Raw genomic sequence first — 18975 nt, forward strand, 5'->3', positions numbered from 1 at the left:
AGCGGACCGGCCGACTGAAAACATGCTGCGCACCGGCGGCGACCGGGAGTACCTGAGCTCCCCGGCCGTACGGGAATCCGGTGAGCGCACCGGTCGCTACGGGCGCGGTACCGGCACGCTGTTCCTCGGCGCCGACGGGGAGTCCCGCATCAGCGCCGAGGAACTGGCGGTGGCGGTGCTGGACGTGTTGCGGACCGGCCACCGACCGGCACTTCACCGTCGTCCATGCCACCGGATGAGCTAGTCGACGTTCACCGGACCGTTGTCCGACGGCCGCTCCTTGCCCGAGCGCAGCTGCAGCAGCCCCTGGGAGCCGGTGTTGCTGTCCGCCTTGGTGTTCTTGTCCTGGCCGCTCATGTTCTGCCGCACCGAGTCGAGGATCGTCAGGCCCTGGGACACCAGGCCGGCGGCGATCTCGCCGAGGCCGTCCGCGCCGTTCAGGACGTTGACCTGGGCGCCCGCGAGGCCGCCCGCCGCCTCCTTCACGATCTGCGGCAGCTGGTCGATCAGCATCCGGTCCAGCGCCACCCGGTCGTACGAGGCCGCCGCCTCCGCCTGGATCTTCATGCGCTGAGCCTCGGCGGCCGCGAGGATCCGCACCCGCTCGGCCTCGGCCTCGGCCGGCTTGACGACCTCGGCGACCAGCTGCTGCTGACGCAGCTCCGCCTGGCGCTCGGCCAGTTCCGTCTGGGCGGCCAGCACCTCCTGCTGGGCGTGGGCCTGGGCCAGCGGCCCCGCCTGTGCGGCCTCCGCCTGGGCGCGGTCCACCTCGGCCGAGTACTCAGCCTTGACGATCGCGGTCTGTCGGGCGTACTCGGCCTGCTTCCGGGCCGCCGCCTGCTCCGCTTCGACTGCGGCCTGGGTGGCCTGGGCCTGGGCGATCTGGGCCTGCCGCTGGATCGCCGCCTTGTGCGGGGCCGACATCGCGTCGATGTAACCGGTGTCGCCGTCGTCGATCGACTGGATCTGCAGGGAGTCGACGATCAGGCCGATCGTCGCCATCTCCGTCTTGGAGGTGTCCAGCACCTCGGCGGCGAGCTTCTGGCGCTCGGTGACGATCTCCTCGACCGTCATGGAGCCGATGATGGCGCGCAGGTGCCCGGCGAAGATCCGGCCGGTGAGCACCGACATCTGCTCCTGGTCGGAGAGGAACCGCTGACCGGCGTTGATGATGCTCTCGGGGTCGTTGCCGACCTTGAAGGCGATGACCGCGCGGACGTGCAGGGAGATGCCCTGCTTGGTCACACAGGTCTCGGTGACCTCGGACTCGCACATCGACAAGGTGAGGAAGCGGACCTTGCGAAAGACCGGGAGCACGAACTTCCCGTGCCCCGTGACCACTCGGAACGGCGCGCCCCCCAGTCCCCGCCGGCCCCCCGAGATCAACATCGCCTCGTCGGGAGCGGGAACGCGGTATCCGAACATGCTGTACTCCTCAGCTTGCGCCGGCGGCCTCTCCGCCCAGCGCTTCCAATGGATCCACCCACTCGATGACGCCGACCTTCCGGCATCCCCGCGATTCGATCACGAGGACCGTCGCGCCCGCGGGCAGGGGGTCCTCGGACCAGGCCAGAAAGGTCTCGGAGCCGCCTCGGACCCGCACCAGTACCTCTCCGGGGCCCGCGGATCCCCGCGTCCCGATGAGCACCTTTCCCGTGCAGCCGATCACGGCGTCGTCCTGCGGCATCACCGGCCGTCCTCCTCGTCCAGACCTCAGAATTCAGACGATAGACCCAGCGGAGCCGCGACCCAACGGGTGGGCGGGCGTGAGGCGTTCCCGTCCCCGCCAGGCGCAAGTCAGGCCGGGCGCTACGCACGCAAAGGTCGCCCGACGCGTGTCCAGTGCTGTGACCGCGAAGGTTCACCGGGTTCACCGGCCGCCGCGACCGCTGGACTGGTTGGATTACGGCCGACAATGAGGTGTTCGGTCCGGGGGCGTGCAAGGTTCCCCCGCGATCCTGCGTCGGGAGGGCACATGCAGCGCGGCGAGGTCTGGTTGGCGGACTTTGACGAGCGGCGGCCGGTAGTACTGCTGTCAGGAGACGAAGCGTCCGGGTTCCTGGCGATGCAGGTCGTCGCTCCCGCGGGGACGGAGATCAGCGGTGTGGCCGTCGAGGTGGCCGTGGGGGCGTCCGATGGGCTGCCTCTCGAGGGCGTCCTCCGAGTGGCGCTGCCACGTCCCGGTCTCGTCCCGTGCACTTGGCTGGTCACGCTGGCCCGGGAAGATCTGACCGAGCAGGTGGGAGTCTTGTCGTCAGCGAAGCTCGGCGAGATCGAGGATGCCCTCCGTGCCGGTGGACTCGAGCAGGTCTCACTTTCCGGAGGCCGGGGGAGGAGCGGACCCCTCTGACAGCCGTAGGCGTGGTTGTTCCGGGGTGGCTGCGCCCGCTGGAACTGCCCCGTGTGCATCTCCGCAGCCGCACGCCTGGCACCTCGTCAGGCTGCCACCGGCAGGGCCGCCCTGCCGCTGCTGTGGTCGAGGGGCGCCGGTATACGCATGAGGCTCCGCGTCACGTGCTGAACGTCCCGCGCTGAACGTCTCGTGCACCTGCGGCAGGCTGCGCGCGGATCGCCTGAAGGGTGATGTCGCCGGAGGCGGCCAGGCCACCGGAGAGCCGGTCGGAGTCCGGACGCCCCGGGACTGGATACGGAGGCAGGTTGGCCGGGCGCGCGGAGGAAGAGCCACCGGTTTTCGACGTGTACCGGAACCAGCCCGCGAGGACCAGCGGCAGGACGAAATAGCCGAAGCGGGTCGCCGGGATCAGGCAGATGGCGAGCCCCAGGCCGACCGCCAGCCGGTCCGCCGCCGCACGGACCGTACGGGGCGGCCGTATCAGCAGCGACAACGTCACCCCCAGCGCGGCGGCCACCAGCGCGGCCGTCGCGAGAGCGGCGCCACCCGGCACGTACACGGCCAGCAGACGGCCCGGCAGTGGGCTGGCCGCCGGCGAGCGGACCCCGCCCGCACCGAGCGGGAAGAGCACCACGTGCTCGGCGAAGGCGTGCGGGTCGGCGAGAGCGACGGGCACGACGGCCGTGGCCGCCACCGACAGCGCGGCCAGAGCCGCCCGCAACGCCGTGCGGCGGCCCGCCGTGACCGCCAGCAGGACCAGCGCCACCGGCAGCAGCGGCCACGCCGTCCACTTCAGCGCGGCCGCCACGCCCATCGCCACGCCGGCCGCCGTGCCCGAGCCGCCACGGCCGGCCAGCGCCAGACTCAGGCACATCAGCCCCACCACCGGCAGGTCCACCCCGCCGACGGCCAGCGGCAGCGCCACGGCGGGGAAGGCGGCGAGCAGCGACACCGCGCCCGCCGGCGTCGGGCCGAGCCCCCCGGCGGGGCGCCGCGCGGCGAAGAACATGCAGACCAGGAAGGTGAGGCAGAACCAGACGCGGGCGTCGGTGAGCGGACCGTCGCCGAACAGAGCGCGGGGGACGCCGAAGAGGGCCATCCCCGGGAGATACGGGTTGTAGTCCACGGTGTGGGCCGGATGCGGCAGATAGGGGCTGCCGGTGTGCAGCAACAGCGCCCCCGAGCGCTCGACGACCCCGACCTCCGATTGGGCCGCACCCGAGACGACCAGCACCACCAGCGGCACCACGACCGCCCCGAGGAGCGCGGCCGTCACCGCGGCCCGTTTCCCGGTGCGCGAGTCGCGCAGGGCGAGCAGCGCCGCCGTGCCGTATCCGGCCGCCGCGCAGGCACCCCAGACCCGGTGCGGGCCGAGCCCCGTCGTCATCGCCAGGATCACCGCGAAGACCGTGCATCCGAGCCAGTGGGCCGGAGCCCGGCGCGCGAGGGAGAAGCGCCGTCGCCCGGGCCGTGCGGGCGGGGAGGCCTGCCCGAGGTGTCCCACCCCCGTGAGGACACCTCGGGCAGTGCGTGAGGGCGGTGTCGCCGCCCCCTTCGTGAGGGTCATGTCGTCTCTCGTTGCGTCTGTGCGCAGGGACCGCGCGCTGCGGTACCGGCCCCTGGAACGAGGCCCGTGACCACCACTCCAGCGCTCGGCACGTTGTTCAGCAGCCACCGCACGCCACGGTGAACAAAACAAAGTGCCTGGTGGCGGGCGCTGCGGAACCTTGCGGGAGGAGCGGAGGGTTCCTTAGGGTGTCGGCGGCGGACACGCGTCCACGACAGGGAGGCGCGAGCGGACACGGGGAGACGGAGCACACATGGGCCGCCGGGAGACTCCGGTCGATCCGGCCGCCGGGCCGGTGCCGAAGTTCGCGTACGCCCTGCGCAAGCTCCGCCAGGAGGCCGGCGGCCCCACCTACCGCGAACTCGCCCGCCGGGCGCACTTCTCCGTGACCGCGCTCTCCCAGGCCGCGGCCGGCGAGCACCTGCCCTCGCTCCAGGTCACCCTGGCCTACGCCACGGCCTGCGGGGGCGACCCGGGGGAGTGGGAGCGCCGCTGGCAGGAGGCCGACCGGGAGGTCCGCGAGGCGGCCGCCGGCCGGGACGACGACACGGAGCCGCCCTACCAGGGACTCGCCCGCTTCGAACCCGACGACCACGACCGGTACTTCGGCCGCGACCGTCTTGTCACGGCCCTGCGGCAGCAGGTCCGCGACCGGCGCTTCACCGCGGTCTTCGGCCCCTCCGGCAGCGGCAAGTCCTCGCTCCTGCGGGCCGGACTCATCCCGGCCCTGCGTGCCGAGCGCGAACTGGCCGCGATCCGCGTTCTCACTCCGGGCCCGCATCCGGCCCGCACCCACACGGGCGCGCTTCGACCGGCGGCGACGGGCGAAACCCTCGTCGTCGTCGACCAGTTCGAGGAGGTCTTCACCCTCTGCCGGGATCCGGACGAACGCCGGGCGTTCCTCGACCTGCTGCTCGCCGCCCGGCGGCCGGAGAGCAGGCTGCGGGTCGTCATCGCCGTACGGGCGGACTTCTACGGCCGCTGCGCCGAACACCGGGGTCTGGCCGAGGCGTTGGGGGAGACGGGCCTGCTGGTCGGCCCGATGGACCCGGCCGAGCTGCGTGAGGTGATCGTCAAGCCCGCCCAGAGCGCCGGACACATCGTCGAACGGACCCTGACCGCCCGCCTGGTCGACGAGATGGCCGACGAGCCCGGCGGACTCCCGCTGCTGTCGCACGTCCTGCGCGAGACCTGGCGCCGCCGCCGCGGCCGCGCACTCACCGAGGAGGCGTACGAGGCCGCGGGCGGTGTCCACGGGGCCATCGCCCAGAGCGCCGAGGAGGTCTGGGCGGACCTGTCCCCCGAACACGCGGAACTCGCCCGCCTCGTCCTGCTGCGACTCATCACCCCGGGTGAGGGATCCCAGGACACCCGCCGCCCGGTCGACCGCGCCGAACTCGACTTCACCGGCCCGCCGAGCCCCGCCGCCACCGCCCCGTCAGCAGGACCGCCGGCCCCCGCCGACGTCTCCCTCGTCCTCGATCGTCTGGCGCGGGCCCGGCTCGTGACGCTCGACCACGGCACCGTGGACCTCGCCCACGAGGCGCTGATCACCGGCTGGCCCCGGCTGTCCGGCTGGATCGACGAGGAACGCGACCATCTGCGGGTGCACCGACGGCTGACCGAGGCGGCCCGCACCTGGGAGGAGCTCGGCCGTGATCCGGGTGCCCTGTACCGCGGCACACGGCTGGCCACGGCGCAGGAACAACTGGCCGGAGCGGCGCTCACCCAGCAGGAGCGGGTGTTCCTGACGGCCAGTGGTGCCGCGCGCCTCAGCGAGCGCCGCAGGCGCCGCGGACTCGTCGGCGCCCTCGCCACGCTTCTCGTGCTCGCACTCGTCGCCGGAGCCGCCGCCTGGCAGCAGAACCGCACCAGCGACCGCCGCCGAGTGGAGGCCGAAGCCCGTCGGGTCGCCGCCGTCGCGGACGGCATGCGGTTCTCCGATCCGCGCACCGCGATGCGGCTCAGCGTCGCCGCCGCGCGGCTGGCCGACACGACGGAGACCCGGTCGACGCTGATCGGGGCGATGGCCCAGCGGGACGAGGACGTGTTCCCGGTGCCGGGCGCGGACGCCGGTTTCGACGGCTCGGGCAACAACGTGCACCGGCTGACGGCGGACGGCAGGTCCGTGGTGTCCGTGACGGCGGACCGGGTCCGGATCTGGGACCTGCGCACGCGTCGGCTCACGCTGTCCGCGCGGGGCCCCGGCAAGCTGATGGACGGCGTCCCGGCCGCCGTGGGCCCGGACGGCCGCACCCTCGCGCTGCTGGCGGGAGACCGCATCGAGCTGTGGGACGTACGGTCCGGGCGGGTCACCAGGACGCTCCCCGGAGTGGATGCGATGGAGACCCCGTTCGACTTCAGCGGGCGCGCTCTGGTCGCCGTCGACTGGGACGACGGCGGTGTGCACGCCTACGACCCGCGCAGCGGCCGCCCGACGCTGCGGATTCCCGCACCGGACGGGGGCGTCGACGGCCTCGCCGCCAGCCCCGACGGGCGGTGGCTCGCCCTGTGCACGGGCGCTCACGCGGTGAAGCTCTGGGATCTCGCGCACCTGCGGAAGGTCTCGGCGCCGTGGACGGCGAAGGCGCGGGCCGCCCAATGCCGCGACCACGCCCTGGCGTTCACCCCCGACAGCCGCACGCTCACCGTCGCCGGCGACGACGGGATCCACGGATGGGATCTGCGCACCGGCCGCGCAACCCCGTCCTACAAGGGTGAGGGACTGACCCAGGTGTGGCCGGGCGGCACCTTCCTCGTGGGCACCGGACCCCACCGGCTCGTGGTGGCGCGGGCGGACCGCCCGCAGGTGCCCGTGCTGAGCCGGCGGATCGCGGACGAGTGGGCCGACGTCGCCTACGACCGTGCCGCGGGGGTGGTGCGCTATCTCGGCGGCTCGGCGACCGTCGTCCGCTCACTGGCCCTCGGCGCCGCCGCGACGGCTCGCCGGCGGCAGCCCGCGGCGTACCGCGCGGAACTCTCCGACGACGGCCGCGTCCTGGCCCGCACTGTGGAGACGGGCGGCAAGCGGCGGGTGCAGGTGCTCGACACCCGAGGGGGAGGGGTGGTCTTCGAACCGCCGGCGCGGCCGTGTCCCGGCACGGACTCCTGCGCCGACCTCATGGCGCTCAGCGGCGACGGCAGATATCTGGCGACCGGCCCGAACCCTTACCACTCCGAGGACAGGACGCGGCCGGACCGGGCCCGGATCACGGTCTGGGACCTCAAGACCCGTCGCGCACGCGCCGCCGTGGTCATCGGCGCCGCCGAAGACAGGCACCTCGCGGCGGACGGTCTCGCCCTCGACACCCATGGCCGCACCCTGCTGGTCTACCGGTCCCTGGAACGGCCCTCCGTGGAGGTGTGGGACGTGCGTCGGGACAAGCGGGTGAAGACCGTGCGCAGTGTCCGTCCCAGTGACGTCGTCACCTCCGCCTCGCAGGGCGTGGGCCTCGCCCTGCGGTACGACGGGGCCGCCCTGGTCACCCAGGAGGGCCTGGTCGCCGACCTGCGCGCCAGGCGCATGGAGCCGCGCGTGCTCGGCGAGGACCTGATCACCACCGCAGCCTTCGGCCCCGACGGCTCACGGCTGGCCGTGGGAGACGTCCTGGGCCGGGTCACCCTCTGGGACGGTACCGCGCGGGTGCGCCTCGGTGTGCTGGACGGCACCACGTCCGACCCGACCACGGACACCACCGGCGGGGTGACCGCGCTCGCCTTCTCCCACGACGGGCGTACGCTCGCCGTCGCCGGTTCGGCGGGCGGTCTCCAGTTGTGGGACCTGGCGTCCCAACGGCTCCTGGGGACCACCCTGCCCACCCCGGGCGACGAGATACACGCCCTCGCGTTCGGCGCCGACGGGTCGCTCCACGCCTCCGGCACCCACGTCCCCGAACAGCTGTACGACCTGAACCCGCACCATCTGCTCACCGAGGTCTGCGAGCGCGCCGGTTCGGGGCTGTCCGAGTCCGCCTGGAAGACGTATCTCCCGGATCTCCCCTACCGGCGCACCTGCTGAGGGGTTGGCCTTGGGTCAGGAGCGTGGCCTCGGGGCAGGAACGCAGACGCTGGACCACGCACCGAAGCCGCGGGACTGTCGGAGTGGGAATCGCGTGGTCAGGCGCTCCGGGGGTAAAGGATCTACCAGGAGATCCCGGAAGGGCCGTCGGCTGGAAGGGCTGTCACGTGGAACGCGCCGACTGGCTGCTCACCCCCGCTCAGCGCGGGAATCCCGCGTCGCGGGTGGACCGCCGTCATGCCGACGGTGCGGCGTGGTCCACGGGCAACGACGTCCGCCCCCTGGTACACGGGGCGGTGTACTTCGCCGAGCTGCTCGCGGCCGTGCGGGCGCAGCGGGCCGGTGACATCTTGATGTTCACGGACTGGCGGGGTGACCCCGACGAGCTGCTGGACGGTCCAAACAGCGCTATCGGCGACGTGTTGCGCGACGCCGCACGCAGGGGTGTCGTCGTGAAGGGGCTGGTGTGGCGCTCGCACCTGGATCGTTTCCAGTTCAGCGAACAGGAGAACTATCACCTGGGGGAGGAGATCGAGGAGGCGGGAGGGGAGTGCCTGCTCGACATGCGCGTGCGGCCGGGCGGCTCGCACCATCAGAAGTTCGTGGTGCTGCGCCACCCGGGTCGGCCCGAGCGGGACGTCGCCTTCGTCGGCGGGATCGATCTGTGCCACAGCCGTCGGGACGACGCCGCCCATCAAGGTGACCCGCAGGCACAACGCATCGCCAACGCCTACGGTTCCCGTCCGCCCTGGCATGACGTCCAGCTGGCGGTGCGGGGGCCCGCCGTGGGCGATGTCGAGGCCACGTTCCGTGAGCGGTGGACGGACCCGGCTCCGCTCAGTCGCAGCCCGCGCAGCCGGCTGCGGGCGGCACTCCGGGGCGAGGACACTCAGGCGGATCCGCTCCCCGAACAGCAACCCGATCCGGGCCCCCGCGGTTCCCACACGGTCCAGGTCCTGCGCACCTACCCGAACCGCCTCAGGGGCTATCCGTTCGCTCCCGACGGTGAACGCAGCATCGCCCGCGCCTACATGAAGGCTCTGCGGCGGGCACGCCGGCTGATCTACCTGGAGGACCAGTACTTGTGGTCAGAGAGTGCCTGCCGGCCGTTCGCTCAGGCTCTCGCAGATCATCCGGGCCTGCGGATGATCGCCGTCCTGCCGCCACTTCCGGACCAAGAAGGGCGGATCAGCACACCGATGAATCTGCTGGGCCGGATCCGCGCCCTGGAAGTCCTGCGCCGGGGCGGCGGTGACCGAGTGGCCGTCTACAGCCTGGAGAACCACGCCGGGACGCCCGTGTACGTCCATGCGAAGGTCTGTGTCATCGACGATGTCTGGGCCTCGGTCGGTTCCGACAACGTCAACCGGCGCTCCTGGACCCACGATTCGGAACTCAGCTGCGCTGTCCTCGACGAGACCCGTGATCCCCGTGAACCGATGGACCCCGGCGGCCTGGGTGACGGCGCCCGTGTCTTCGCGCGCGAGCTGCGGTTGTCGTTGAATCTCGAACACCTCGACCGCGACGGGGACGGGGAAGCGGCTGCTCTCTGCGACCCGGGCCGCGCCTTTGCGGCCTACGCCGACTCGGCCGCCGCTCTGGACGCGTGGCACGACGGCGGCCGTCACGGTCCACGACCGCCGGGAAGGCTGCGCACCTATCACCCGCCGCGTCTGTCCCGCGTCACACGGGCCCTGACCGAACCGCTCTACCGGGTCGTCGCCGACCCCGACGGCCGCCCGCGCTCCCTGCGTCGGCAGGATGCCTACTGACCGTGTCCCGGAGGTTGACCAGGCAGAACAGCCGGGCATACCCCAGCCCAGAACCCCTGGCGGCGCAAGTAGTCAGAGTCGTGGCTTGCTGCCGTGCTGGGGCGGCCGGAAGAGGGCGAAGGTGCGTGAGGGGCGGGGCCGGGGGAACGCTGCATGGCGCGCAGCCTGTGAATGTGCCCCGTGTATCGCGGAATTAACTCCCACTTTGTGGGCTTGTGGGCGACAGGTGAGGGCATTCGGTGGCCAGGAGGTTGATAGCTATGGTTCCCCTGCTTCTGGTTCTTCTGCTGGCTCTGATCCTCTTCGGTGCGGGTTTCGCGTTGAAGGCGCTGTGGTGGATCGCGGTGATCGTGCTGGTCGTGTGGCTGCTGGGCTTCGTCGTCCGCACCGCGGACAGTGGCGGCCGCAAGGGCCGTTGGTACCGCTGGTAGACGACAGACGCCACGTGCGAGGTGAGTGGGGCCCGGCCTGATACGGCCGGGCCCCACTCGCATGACAAGCCCTGCTGTGCGGGCGGTTGGGAGGGATCGGGCGTATCGGGCGCATCGCGGGGTACGTGAGTGATGCACCGGCCCCGCAGGCCCAGCAGTGGAACCCTGCTCCTCCTGCCTGCGGGGCCGCTGCGCACGCCAAGGCGGCACGGATGCCGCCGAGTGCTTCGACGGTGCCCCTCAGGCCCGGAACGGGTGGCGTAAGCGAGAAGCTGGGGGTCGGCGGCTGTGTTCGGCGTCTCGAGGTCTTCGGCGTACAGGGTGAGGCCGTTGAAGCTGCTGGTGAACTCCACGACTGAGCCGAACACGGCGTGGTGGGCGCTCGGTTCTGCAGGCGCGGTGTGCGTGAAGTGCACGCCGCTCCGATCCGGCTGTCCGAGGCCGCGACTGCCCCGGAGGGCACAGCACGTGTCCCATGTGGCACAGAAGACCGAACGCCAGGCACGGCGCCAGCTGCCGCCACAGCGCATCGAGTGCCTGCTCGCGTGAGCGGCGCCGGCCGCTACCACCTGCTTCTCACCGGCGAGGCCCGTGCCCTGCGGCACGGCTGGTGGTCCGTGGCCGGTGACCAGGGCGATGGTGAGCCCTCGTGCGAGGGCCTGCCGCCCGTCAGGCAGGCGCGTGAGTGCGTTCGCTGTCTGGCGTCATGCGGTGGGCTTCGTCCTGGGCGAGCAGGGCGAGGAGCGTGGCCACCGTCAGGCCCTGGTCTGCTTCGGTCGGGTGGCGCAGGATCTTGGCGGGGTCGATCTGGTAGGTGTTGCCGCGCCCTTGGCGGGTGTGCGAGAGGTAGCCGGCCTGCTCCAGGTCGGCGATGATCTTCTGCACGGCGCGTTCGGTGATGCGGCAGCGGGCGGCGATGTCGCGGACGCGGGCGCTGTGGTTGTCCGCGATGGCAGCGAGGACGCGGGCGTGGTTCGTCAGGAACGTCCAGCCGTTGTGGGGCTCGGGCACCTCATCCATGCCTCCACTCTAGCGAAGACCTGTACACGCATTCAAAAGCACGTACTGAAGTTCGTGTATATATTGACGCGTGTTCCCGCTCGGGGGAACCTTGGATCGGACCGCGACGAGCGCACCGGGAGTGAGCCATGCAGCACCCTTCTCGCCGGGCACAGTTCCCCGCCGTGCCGGGCGTCCCCTGCCCGCGTGGAAGTGCACCTGCGGCACCTGCACCGGGCCGGCTGGCGGTGTCGTGCGCGCCGGGCGACGACCGGGTCCGTGTCACCCTGCGCGGCGAACTCGACCTCGTCTCGGGCAACCGGCTCCGCGGTCGGCTGAGCGAAGCACTCGCCGCCTCGGCGAGCGGTCTCGACCTGCATCTGAGCGGGCTCAGCTTCTGCGACTGCGCCGGCCTGAGCGTTCTGATGGAACTGCGCCGGCGGGCCCTGAGCGCGAGCAAGACCGTCGTCATCCAGGACCCCAGCCCCGCGATCGACAGGCTGCTCCATCTCATCGGAGCGCAAGATCTCTTCTCACCTTCCTGCTCGCGGCCCTCGCAGATGCACGCTGCCGTCTGAGGCGAGTGCCGTGGCCGGCGGCAGCCCGAGGTGCCGCGGTTCCGCGGACCTGCGCTCGCCCAGGCATGTCGGCGCAGTGTCACCCGACGAAGTTGCCTCACCAGTCGGCTCGGCTCCTGCTGATCAGCGCGGCCGGACGCCGTCGATCGAGCTGCCGCTGTGTCCGGCACGTCTTGTTGTGCTGTCGGCCTGACTGCTCGCGGGGGAGTGCTGCGGGCGCCACTCGAAGAGCAGGATGGTTGTGTCGTCACGCAGTTCGTTGCGCTGGTAGTCGAGGATGGCGTGGATGAGTAGCCGCAGCACCTCGGGCGGCCGCTCGCCGGCGGCCTCGGAGCGGATGATGAAGTCGCTGAACCGGTTGAGGCCGAACTCCTCGCCGTCCGCGTCGCGGGCTTCTACGACACCGTCGGTGTACAGCAGGACGCAGTCACCCGGTTCGAGTTTCATCTCGTGGACCTGCCGTGGTGCTGCGATGAATGGGCCGGCCAGGCCGAGCGGCGGCTGCGGGGGGCTGTCCAGCGCCCCGGCGAGCACCCGCTCGTCACGGATCAGCAGGGGTGTGGGGTGGCCGCAGTTGACCCAGCGCAGCACCCCGGTGTCCGCGTAGAGCCGGCACAGCACACCGGTGCAGAAATGGTCTGGCAGCCACTACGCGAGCGCCTGGTCGATGGAGTCGACGACCTCGGCCAGGTGGCCGCCGCTACGTCGGGTGTTGCGTGCCGCGGCCATGGCGACCGCTGTGGTCACACCGGCGAGCAGATCATGTCCCATGCCGTCGAGGATCATGGTGTGCAGCTCGTCCTTGACCACCGAGTGGTCGAAGGCGTCGCCGGCGATGCCGTACGCCGGTTCCAGGACAGCAGTCGACAAGCACCTGCTGCTGCCGATGGTGCGCGGTGGCAGGAAGGCCCGCAGCATCTCGGCGGGCAATGTCATGGCCGCGGTGCGGGTGCGGGTGGCGAGCCAGTCGCTGTAGGCACGCTTGGAGGAGATCACCATCGCGAAGAATGAGGCCAGCATCCGACTGCGGCGCATCAGCACGCCGTCGAGCACGGCCGTCTGCACCGCCAGCACGCCCAACCGCTCCGCACCGTCGACCAGCGGCATCCATACGATCAAGCCGTCGCCGGCATCAGCTACCCGTGGGGAAACCGTGCGGTACGCCCAGCCGGCCGATGAGCCCTCCACCGGCAACGGATCCAAGGCGTCGTCGATGGGGACGAGCAGCCGTTGTTGCAGGTCGGCGAGGTAGATCCGCGCGCTGTCCAGGCCGAGGGCCGCTGCGCTCCGGTCGGCCAGGGCGGGCAGTTCCACCGGCAGGGCCGTCCGCGCCTCGGTGATCAGCTGTTCCAGCCGATTCTCATCGACGGCGGGGTCCGAGTCGGCGCTCGCATGCGTGAGATCCGGCACGGGGAGATCACTCCTTACCCGTTCAGTCTCACATCGACCGTCCTCTCGTACCTCCCGAGGCGCGACAGGGAACCGCACGAGAGGCGCTGTTGCTCGGCCGCGCTCCCGGGTAAGGCCCGACGGTATCGCCGGGGGCCAGCGTGTCACGCGGCGTCGGCGTTATATCGGGGACATTCTGGGCACTGGTGTGCGCCGGGTCAACCGATGGGAAGGGGCCGGTCATGGGGGAGTCATCGCAGGACGTGACGGTCGTGGCTCTTCTGGCGGATCCGGACGCGCCGACGGAGATCGCGCAGCGGCTGGCCCGAGTGCTTCCTGATCGGCTCGCCGGCGAGTCGGGCCAGGGGCGGCGGTTCGACGTCGAGGTGGTCAGTGAGCCCTTCACCGCGGGTACCGAGGACCTGTCCACGTTGACGCGCCGGATCATGGACCGCAGGCGTGCGGAGCACTGGGACATCGTCGTGGCCCTCACCGATCTTCCGCTGCACTCACACGGACGCAAGCTCGTGGTGGATCTGTGTCATGGAGACGGCGTTGCCCTGCTGTCCCTTCCGTCGCTGGGGGGTCTGCGTCTTCAGAGAAGGGCCCTGCTGGCGGTGGAAAAGGTCGTGTTGAGCCTGGCGACTCCCCGGGCCACCGGGGCCGGGGAACCTCCCCAGCAGCAGCCGCTGGGACGTTTCGCCAGTCGTCTTGCGCCTATTCGCCCCGGCCAGGTCGGTGAGGAGGAGAGCGCCGATCTGCGGTACGTCGTCAGCGGGCCGCGCGGTTACCTGAGGGTGCTCGGCGGTATGGTCCGCGCCAACCGGCCGTGGCGCCTGGTACCGGGCCTGTCGAAAGCCCTGGCGGCCGCCCTCGCCACGGGAGCGGTCGCCACCGTGAACTCCACCATCTGGACCCTGGCCACCTCCCTGAGCACGCCACGCCTGGTGATTGCCACGGTCGGATCCGTTGCGCTCATGATCGGCTGGCTGATCGTGGACGCCGAGTTGTGGCATCGATCAGCAGTCGGCTCCCCGGAGGAGAGGAAGAGGACGACTCTCTACAACGCGTCCACGATCATGACCGTCGGCATCGGGGTGGTCGTCTGCTACGCGGGTCTTCTGGCCGTCAATCTGGTGTGGGCGCTGTTCATCCTCAACGGCAAGGTCTTCGCCTCCACGACACGAACCCCGCTGACCGCCACGGAGTACTGGACCCTGTCCTGGTTCGTCGCTTCCACCGCCACGGTGGGCGGCGCGCTGGGATCGGGCCTGGAGAGCGATGAGGCGATCCGGGCAGCCGCCTACTCCAAGCGGGAACAGGAACGCCGCCGCTTGGTCGAGGACGACGGTGACCAGCGGGGGACCTGAGTGGAAATGCGCCGTCGGTCCGGTGGCCGTCCCGATACGGGGAATCCGCCGATCGATCGGTGGGGGGCTGTTTCGCGTCGTGGGGGGCGGGGACCCGCACGGCACGCCGTCGAGTGCTGAAGCTCCGCTCCGGCGAGCGGGCCGGCGGCGGATCATCGTTCCCCCTGACCGAGGTGAACGCCATCAGAGGCGTGCCGGGCCGCGGACCGCGTCGCAGCTTGTGCGGGAGTCGGGCTCCTTCACGCCTTCCCCATCCCGCCATGCCGCGACATCGAGGGAAGTCATCATGAAGGCTGCGGTATACGAAGGACCGCGGACGGTCGCTGTGAAGGACGTACCGGACGCGAAGATCGAGCATCCCTGCGACATCATCGTCAAGATCACCACGACCAACATCTGCGGTTCGGACCTGCACATGTACGAGGGCCGCACCTCGTTCGAGTCCGGCCGCACCCTGGGGCACGAGAACCTGGGCCAGGTGGTGGAGGTCGGCTCGGCGGTGCGCAAGGTGCAGGTCGGCGAGTACGTGGTCCTGCCCTTCAACATCGCCTGCGGCTTCTGCAAGCAGTGCGAGCAGGGCCTGACCAACTACTGCCTGACCATGCAGCCGGAACCCGCCCTCGCCGGAGCGGCCTACGGTTTCGCCGACATGGGCCCCTACCAGGGCGGCCAGGCGGAGCTGCTGCGCGTGCCCTACGGCGACTTCAACGCGCTGCGTCTGGGTGAGGACGCCGCCGAGCGGCAGACCGACTACGTGATGCTCGCCGACATCTTCCCCACCGGCTATCACGCCACCGAGATGGCCCACGTCAAGCCGGGTGACCAGACCATCGTCTTCGGGGCCGGTCCGGTCGGGCTGATGGCGACGTACTCCGCCCTCCTCCGGGGCGCCGGCCGCGTCTGGACGGCCGATCACCAGCCCGACCGGCTGCGCAAGGCGGAGGAGATCGGGGCCATCCCCATCAACACCGCCGAGCAGGACCCGGCGCAGGTCGTCAAGGAGGCCACCCTCGGTCTGGGCGCCGACAACGGCTGCGAATGCGTCGGTTACCAGGCCCACGACCCCCAGGGCCACGAGGACGCCAGTCTCACGCTCAACGGCCTGATCGACTCGGTCAGGTTCACCGGCCACATCGGCGTGGTGGGCGTGTTCCTGCCCCAGGACCCCGGCGGCGCGGAGGCCCAGGGCGAGCTGGAGGCGCAGGGCAAGGTCCCCATCGACTTCGGCATGATGTGGTTCAAGGGCCAGCACATGGGGACCGGGCAGGCGCCGGTGAAGAGGTACAACCGGGCCCTGCGGGACCTGATCGCCGGCGGGAAGGCGAAGCCGAGCTTCGTCGTCTCCCACGAACTCGGCCTGGACGAGGCCCCCACCGCCTACGAGCACTTCGACGCCCGTGACGACGGCTGGACCAAGGTGGTCCTGCACCCCGACGGACACGGCAACGGCCACAAGCGGTAGCAAGCGCAGGGCTCCCGCCCGCCTGCTCCCCGCACGACAGGGCCGACCGACGAGCGCCGTCCGGCCCCGGCTCCTACCGGGGCCGGACGCTCGGTCGGCGCCCTGTTCCTGCCGTGTCCGAGGCGGCGTCCACGCCGCGCGCGGACTGCCGCGGCGGCGGTCGGTGACGGGAGTGCCACGCCGAGGAGTAGATGCGAGCCACACGGAAACTCCGCCGTGGTCCGCTGTGCGCCGTTCACGTTCTCACTCGTTCTCACTCCAGTGGGCTGACCGCATGTTGGGAGCACCTATGAAGACAGCTACCCGCTCCACCTCACATCTGCGACAGGATCCGCTCGTCCGGGGCCTGGGCTGGGCCAGCGCGCTCCTTGGCGTGCCGCAGGTCCTCGCCCCCGCGGGCTTCGCCCGGGCTCTGGGCGTGGGTGACGCTTTCCGGCACCGCTCCGCCACGACCGCCGTCGGTGTGCGCGAGCTGGCGGCGGCGACCGGACTGCTGGCACGGCCGCACCCCGCCTGGCTCTGGGGCCGCGTGGGCGGCGACCTCATGGATCTGACGATGCTGACCCGGGCCCTGAAGAACCACAACGGCCGCGGCCTGGGCCGCACCGCCGCCGCGACCGCCGCGGTCACCGCCATCACGGCCACGGACGTCTACGCGGCCGTGACCCGCACCCGTAGGAGCACCCCCATGGAACTGACCGCGACCGCCACCGTCGCCCAACCCCCGGACGACGTCTACGCCCTGTGGAGCGATCTGCAGCGACTGCCCGACTTCATGGCGCACTTGGACGAGGTGCGCGTCACCGGCCCGCGCACCAGCCACTGGCGGGCGAGCGCGCCGTTCGGCAAGACGGTCGAATGGGACGCCGAGACCACGCAGGACATTCCCGGCCGGCTGATCGCCTGGCAGTCGGTGGACGGAGCCGACATCGACAACGCCGGCGAGGTCCGCTTCGTACACGCTCCCGGCAACCGGGGCACGGAGATCCGGGTGACCCTGCGCTACGACCTGCCCGGCGGGGCGCTGGGAAAGGCAGCGGCACGCTACTTCGGCGAGGAACCGCACCAGCAACTGGACGACGACCTGCGCCGCTTCAAGCAGATCGCGGAGACCGGCGAGGTCGTCCGCTCCGAGGGCGCACCCGGCGGCAAGCGGGCCCGAGGCGAGTTCCCGCAGCACCCGGCCCGACCGCTGACCGAGGACGAACTGAAGGAGGCCCTGGCATGAAGGCGAACTGCTGGACGGGACGCAACTCGGTCGAGGTGCAAGACGTCCCCGACCCGTCGATCCTCAACAACCGTGACGCCATCGTGAAGATCACGTCCACGGCGATCTGCGGCTCCGACCTGCACCTGCTCGACGGCTACGTCCCCACCATGGAAAAGGGCGACATCATGGGCCACGAGTTCATGGGAGAGGTCGTGGAGGTCGGCCCCGGCATCAGCGACGGCAAACTGCGCGTCGGGGACCGGGTCGTCGTGCCCTTCCCCATCGCCTGCGGCGCCTGCGCGTCCTGCCGCGCGGAGCTGTACTCGTGTTGCGAGAACACCAACCCCAACGCCGGCATCTCGGAGAAGTTCTTCGGCCACCCCACCGCCGGCATCTACGGCTACTCCCACCTCACCGGCGGCTTCGCCGGCGGCCAGGCCGAGTACGCCCGCGTGGTGCTCGCCGACGCCAACGCGCTGAAGATCGAGTCGGACCTCACCGACGAGCAGGTGCTGTTCCTGTCCGACATCCTGCCGACCGGGTACATGGGCGCCGACATGTGCGACATCCAGGAAGGTGACGTCGTCGCCGTCTGGGGCGCCGGCCCGGTCGGCCAGTTCGCCATGGACAGCGCCCGGGTCCTGGGCGCGGAGAAGGTCATCGCGATCGACAAGGAGCCCTACCGGCTCGACATGGCCGCCGCCCAGGGCTACACCACCATCAACTTCGAGGACACCGACGTACGGTCGGCACTGCTCGAACTCACCGGCGGCCGGGGCCCCGACAAGTGCATCGACGCTGTCGGCATGGAGGCCACACACGGCGCCTCCCACGTCCACCTCTACGACCGCGCCAAGCAGGCGGTCCGCTCCGAGACCGACCGGCCGCACGCCCTGCGCCAGGCCATCCTGTCCTGCCGCAGCGGAGGCGTGGTGTCGGTCATCGGCGTCTACGGCGGGGTGATCGACAAGTTCCCGGCGGGTGCCTGGATGAACAGGTCCCTGACCTTGCGCACCGGACAGTGCCACGTGCACAAGTACATGAAGCCGCTGCTGGGGCTGATCGAACGGGGCAAGCTCGACCCCACCCGGATCATCACCCACCGGCTGCCCCTGACCGAGGCACCGACCGGCTACGACCTGTTCAAGAACAAGAAGGACCACTGCGAGAAGGTCGTCCTCAAGCCGTGAGGAACGCGAGGGATCGCGGCACCGTGTCTCGCTGAGCGGCCCGCTGGGTGAGAGGCAGAAGGCGTCGTGGTGGTTACGGGTGCCGCAGCAGGCTCCTCGCCGACACACTGTGACGCCGGAAAGACGCGCCCGTGTGTGCGGCGGCTTGGGTGAGTTCGGCGCGGCCGAACAGCAGCGCGTAGCCGGAGGGGAGTTGGTGCAGGATGCGGGTCAGCAGGTCGGGGCCGGCGTGGGCCGCGACGGCGGAGAGGACGGATCCCGTGTCCCAGCGGGTGGTGGCCAGGGAGGCGCCGGTGCGGGCGGCGAGGTCCCTGACGAATGCCCAGCCGCCCAGCGGCTGGGTGCCGGGAATCTGGGCGGTGAGGATGCGCGCGGCTTCGACGGGGAGACGGGCGGCCAGTTCGACGCGTTCGTCGCCGGCCAGCTGTCGTCCCAGTCCCGACAGTACGAGACGGACGGCTTCCTCGGCCTTCTCCCGGGAGGGGTAGGCGCCGTCATGGCGGACCTTTTCCAGCATCTGCTCGTACGCCCTGCCGTAGGGCTGCGGGAGCGGTGCGCTGGGGTCGGACATCACTGCGGTGGTTGCCTTTCTGTCACCAGGTCGTGGTGGCCGGTGCGGTCACAGGGTCACCGGGG

Annotated in this window: 15 protein-coding genes and 2 pseudogenes; 10 read left to right on the forward strand and 7 right to left on the reverse strand. The window is 71.1% G+C overall.

What is annotated here, in order from left to right; all coding sequences use genetic code 11:
• Nucleotides 1–22 precede the first annotated feature (22 nt).
• Nucleotides 23–244 (forward strand): hypothetical protein, encoded by a 222-nt coding sequence (locus tag B446_RS33920; RefSeq protein WP_020937615.1) that lies wholly within the window; start codon nt 23–25, stop codon nt 242–244.
• Here B446_RS33920 and B446_RS33925 read toward each other — a convergent pair.
• Complete coding sequence (locus tag B446_RS33925; protein ID WP_020937614.1) at nt 241–1425, reverse strand: flotillin family protein; 1185 nt, start codon at nt 1423–1425, stop codon at nt 241–243. The genes B446_RS33920 and B446_RS33925 overlap by 4 nt on opposite strands.
• Before the next feature lie 10 nt (nt 1426–1435).
• On the reverse strand, nt 1436–1687 hold the full coding sequence (locus B446_RS33930; protein WP_043476952.1) for a hypothetical protein: 252 nt from the start codon (nt 1685–1687) through the stop codon (nt 1436–1438).
• Between the two features lie 288 nt (nt 1688–1975).
• Here B446_RS33930 and B446_RS33935 point away from each other — a divergent pair, with 288 nt between their 5' ends.
• Nucleotides 1976–2350 (forward strand): type II toxin-antitoxin system PemK/MazF family toxin, encoded by a 375-nt coding sequence (locus tag B446_RS33935; RefSeq protein ID WP_020937612.1) that lies wholly within the window; start codon nt 1976–1978, stop codon nt 2348–2350.
• A 160-nt stretch (nt 2351–2510) separates the two neighbouring features.
• On the opposite strand, the gene B446_RS33940 is transcribed toward B446_RS33935, so the two are convergent.
• On the reverse strand, nt 2511–3857 hold the full coding sequence (locus B446_RS33940; RefSeq protein ID WP_020937611.1) for a glycosyltransferase 87 family protein: 1347 nt from the start codon (nt 3855–3857) through the stop codon (nt 2511–2513).
• A gap of 316 nt (nt 3858–4173) precedes the next feature.
• On the opposite strand from B446_RS33940, the gene B446_RS33945 reads away from it, so the two are divergent.
• The 3 genes from B446_RS33945 to B446_RS33955 all read left to right on the forward strand — a co-directional run bounded on the left by B446_RS33945 (nt 4174) and on the right by B446_RS33955 (nt 10141).
• A complete protein-coding gene (locus tag B446_RS33945; protein ID WP_020937610.1) occupies nt 4174–7938 on the forward strand; it encodes a hypothetical protein in 3765 nt (1254 codons plus the stop codon).
• Between the two features lie 167 nt (nt 7939–8105).
• On the forward strand, nt 8106–9710 hold the full coding sequence (locus B446_RS33950; RefSeq protein ID WP_020937609.1) for a phospholipase D family protein: 1605 nt from the start codon (nt 8106–8108) through the stop codon (nt 9708–9710).
• A gap of 260 nt (nt 9711–9970) precedes the next feature.
• Nucleotides 9971–10141, forward strand: a complete 171-nt coding sequence (locus B446_RS33955) for a DUF5670 family protein (RefSeq protein WP_011113206.1) — start codon at nt 9971–9973, stop codon at nt 10139–10141.
• A 302-nt stretch (nt 10142–10443) separates the two neighbouring features.
• On the opposite strand, the pseudogene B446_RS41210 reads toward B446_RS33955, so the two are convergent.
• Both B446_RS41210 and B446_RS33960 read right to left on the reverse strand, forming a co-directional pair.
• Nucleotides 10444–10671 (reverse strand): annotated as a pseudogene (locus B446_RS41210) (AraC family transcriptional regulator ligand-binding domain-containing protein); the annotation flags it as partial.
• 139 nt (nt 10672–10810) lie between these two features.
• Nucleotides 10811–11161, reverse strand: a complete 351-nt coding sequence (locus tag B446_RS33960; protein WP_020937608.1) for a helix-turn-helix transcriptional regulator — start codon at nt 11159–11161, stop codon at nt 10811–10813.
• Between the two features lie 128 nt (nt 11162–11289).
• Here B446_RS33960 and B446_RS33965 point away from each other — a divergent pair, with 128 nt between their 5' ends.
• Nucleotides 11290–11718: an STAS domain-containing protein gene (locus B446_RS33965; RefSeq protein ID WP_078614601.1), complete on the forward strand. Its 429-nt coding sequence runs from the start codon at nt 11290–11292 to the stop codon at nt 11716–11718.
• 210 nt (nt 11719–11928) lie between these two features.
• Here B446_RS33965 and B446_RS33970 read toward each other — a convergent pair.
• Nucleotides 11929–13128: pseudogene (locus B446_RS33970) on the reverse strand (PP2C family protein-serine/threonine phosphatase); the annotation flags it as partial.
• Between the two features lie 221 nt (nt 13129–13349).
• On the opposite strand from B446_RS33970, the gene B446_RS33975 reads away from it, so the two are divergent.
• From B446_RS33975 to B446_RS33990, 4 genes are all read left to right on the forward strand, one after another.
• A complete protein-coding gene (locus B446_RS33975) occupies nt 13350–14477 on the forward strand; it encodes a hypothetical protein (RefSeq protein WP_020937606.1) in 1128 nt (375 codons plus the stop codon).
• 286 nt (nt 14478–14763) lie between these two features.
• Nucleotides 14764–15939, forward strand: coding sequence for a glutathione-independent formaldehyde dehydrogenase (locus tag B446_RS33980; protein WP_052352100.1), 1176 nt, complete (start codon nt 14764–14766; stop codon nt 15937–15939).
• Between the two features lie 289 nt (nt 15940–16228).
• Entirely contained in the window at nt 16229–17167 is a 939-nt protein-coding gene (locus B446_RS33985) for an SRPBCC family protein (protein WP_043474493.1), read from the forward strand.
• On the forward strand, nt 17164–18339 hold the full coding sequence (locus B446_RS33990; protein WP_020937603.1) for a zinc-dependent alcohol dehydrogenase: 1176 nt from the start codon (nt 17164–17166) through the stop codon (nt 18337–18339). Before B446_RS33985 ends, B446_RS33990 begins: the two co-directional genes overlap by 4 nt.
• A 73-nt stretch (nt 18340–18412) precedes the next feature.
• Here B446_RS33990 and B446_RS33995 read toward each other — a convergent pair whose 3' ends face one another.
• Nucleotides 18413–18910 carry a DUF2267 domain-containing protein gene (locus B446_RS33995; protein WP_020937602.1) on the reverse strand — a complete coding sequence of 166 codons (498 nt, stop codon included), beginning with the start codon at nt 18908–18910 and terminating at the stop codon, nt 18413–18415.
• Nucleotides 18911–18975: the final 65 nt, after the last annotated feature.

The organism is Streptomyces collinus Tu 365 (assembly GCF_000444875.1).
Taxonomy (GTDB): Bacteria; Actinomycetota; Actinomycetes; order Streptomycetales; family Streptomycetaceae; genus Streptomyces; species Streptomyces collinus_A.

Excerpts from the sequence above, each read along its gene's own strand:
- B446_RS33920 (WP_020937615.1), top strand. The coding sequence starts at position 23 with ATGCTGCGCACCGGCGGCGACCGGGAGTACCTGAGCTCCCCGGCCGTA.
- B446_RS33925 (WP_020937614.1), bottom strand. The coding sequence starts at position 1,425 with ATGTTCGGATACCGCGTTCCCGCTCCCGACGAGGCGATGTTGATCTCG.
- B446_RS33930 (WP_043476952.1), bottom strand. The coding sequence starts at position 1,687 with ATGCCGCAGGACGACGCCGTGATCGGCTGCACGGGAAAGGTGCTCATC.
- B446_RS33935 (WP_020937612.1), top strand. The coding sequence starts at position 1,976 with ATGCAGCGCGGCGAGGTCTGGTTGGCGGACTTTGACGAGCGGCGGCCG.
- B446_RS33945 (WP_020937610.1), top strand. The coding sequence starts at position 4,174 with ATGGGCCGCCGGGAGACTCCGGTCGATCCGGCCGCCGGGCCGGTGCCG.
- B446_RS33955 (WP_011113206.1), top strand. The coding sequence starts at position 9,971 with ATGGTTCCCCTGCTTCTGGTTCTTCTGCTGGCTCTGATCCTCTTCGGT.
- B446_RS33960 (WP_020937608.1), bottom strand. The coding sequence starts at position 11,161 with ATGGATGAGGTGCCCGAGCCCCACAACGGCTGGACGTTCCTGACGAAC.
- B446_RS33965 (WP_078614601.1), top strand. The coding sequence starts at position 11,290 with ATGCAGCACCCTTCTCGCCGGGCACAGTTCCCCGCCGTGCCGGGCGTC.
- B446_RS33975 (WP_020937606.1), top strand. The coding sequence starts at position 13,350 with ATGGGGGAGTCATCGCAGGACGTGACGGTCGTGGCTCTTCTGGCGGAT.
- B446_RS33980 (WP_052352100.1), top strand. The coding sequence starts at position 14,764 with ATGAAGGCTGCGGTATACGAAGGACCGCGGACGGTCGCTGTGAAGGAC.
- B446_RS33985 (WP_043474493.1), top strand. The coding sequence starts at position 16,229 with ATGAAGACAGCTACCCGCTCCACCTCACATCTGCGACAGGATCCGCTC.
- B446_RS33990 (WP_020937603.1), top strand. The coding sequence starts at position 17,164 with ATGAAGGCGAACTGCTGGACGGGACGCAACTCGGTCGAGGTGCAAGAC.
- B446_RS33995 (WP_020937602.1), bottom strand. The coding sequence starts at position 18,910 with ATGTCCGACCCCAGCGCACCGCTCCCGCAGCCCTACGGCAGGGCGTAC.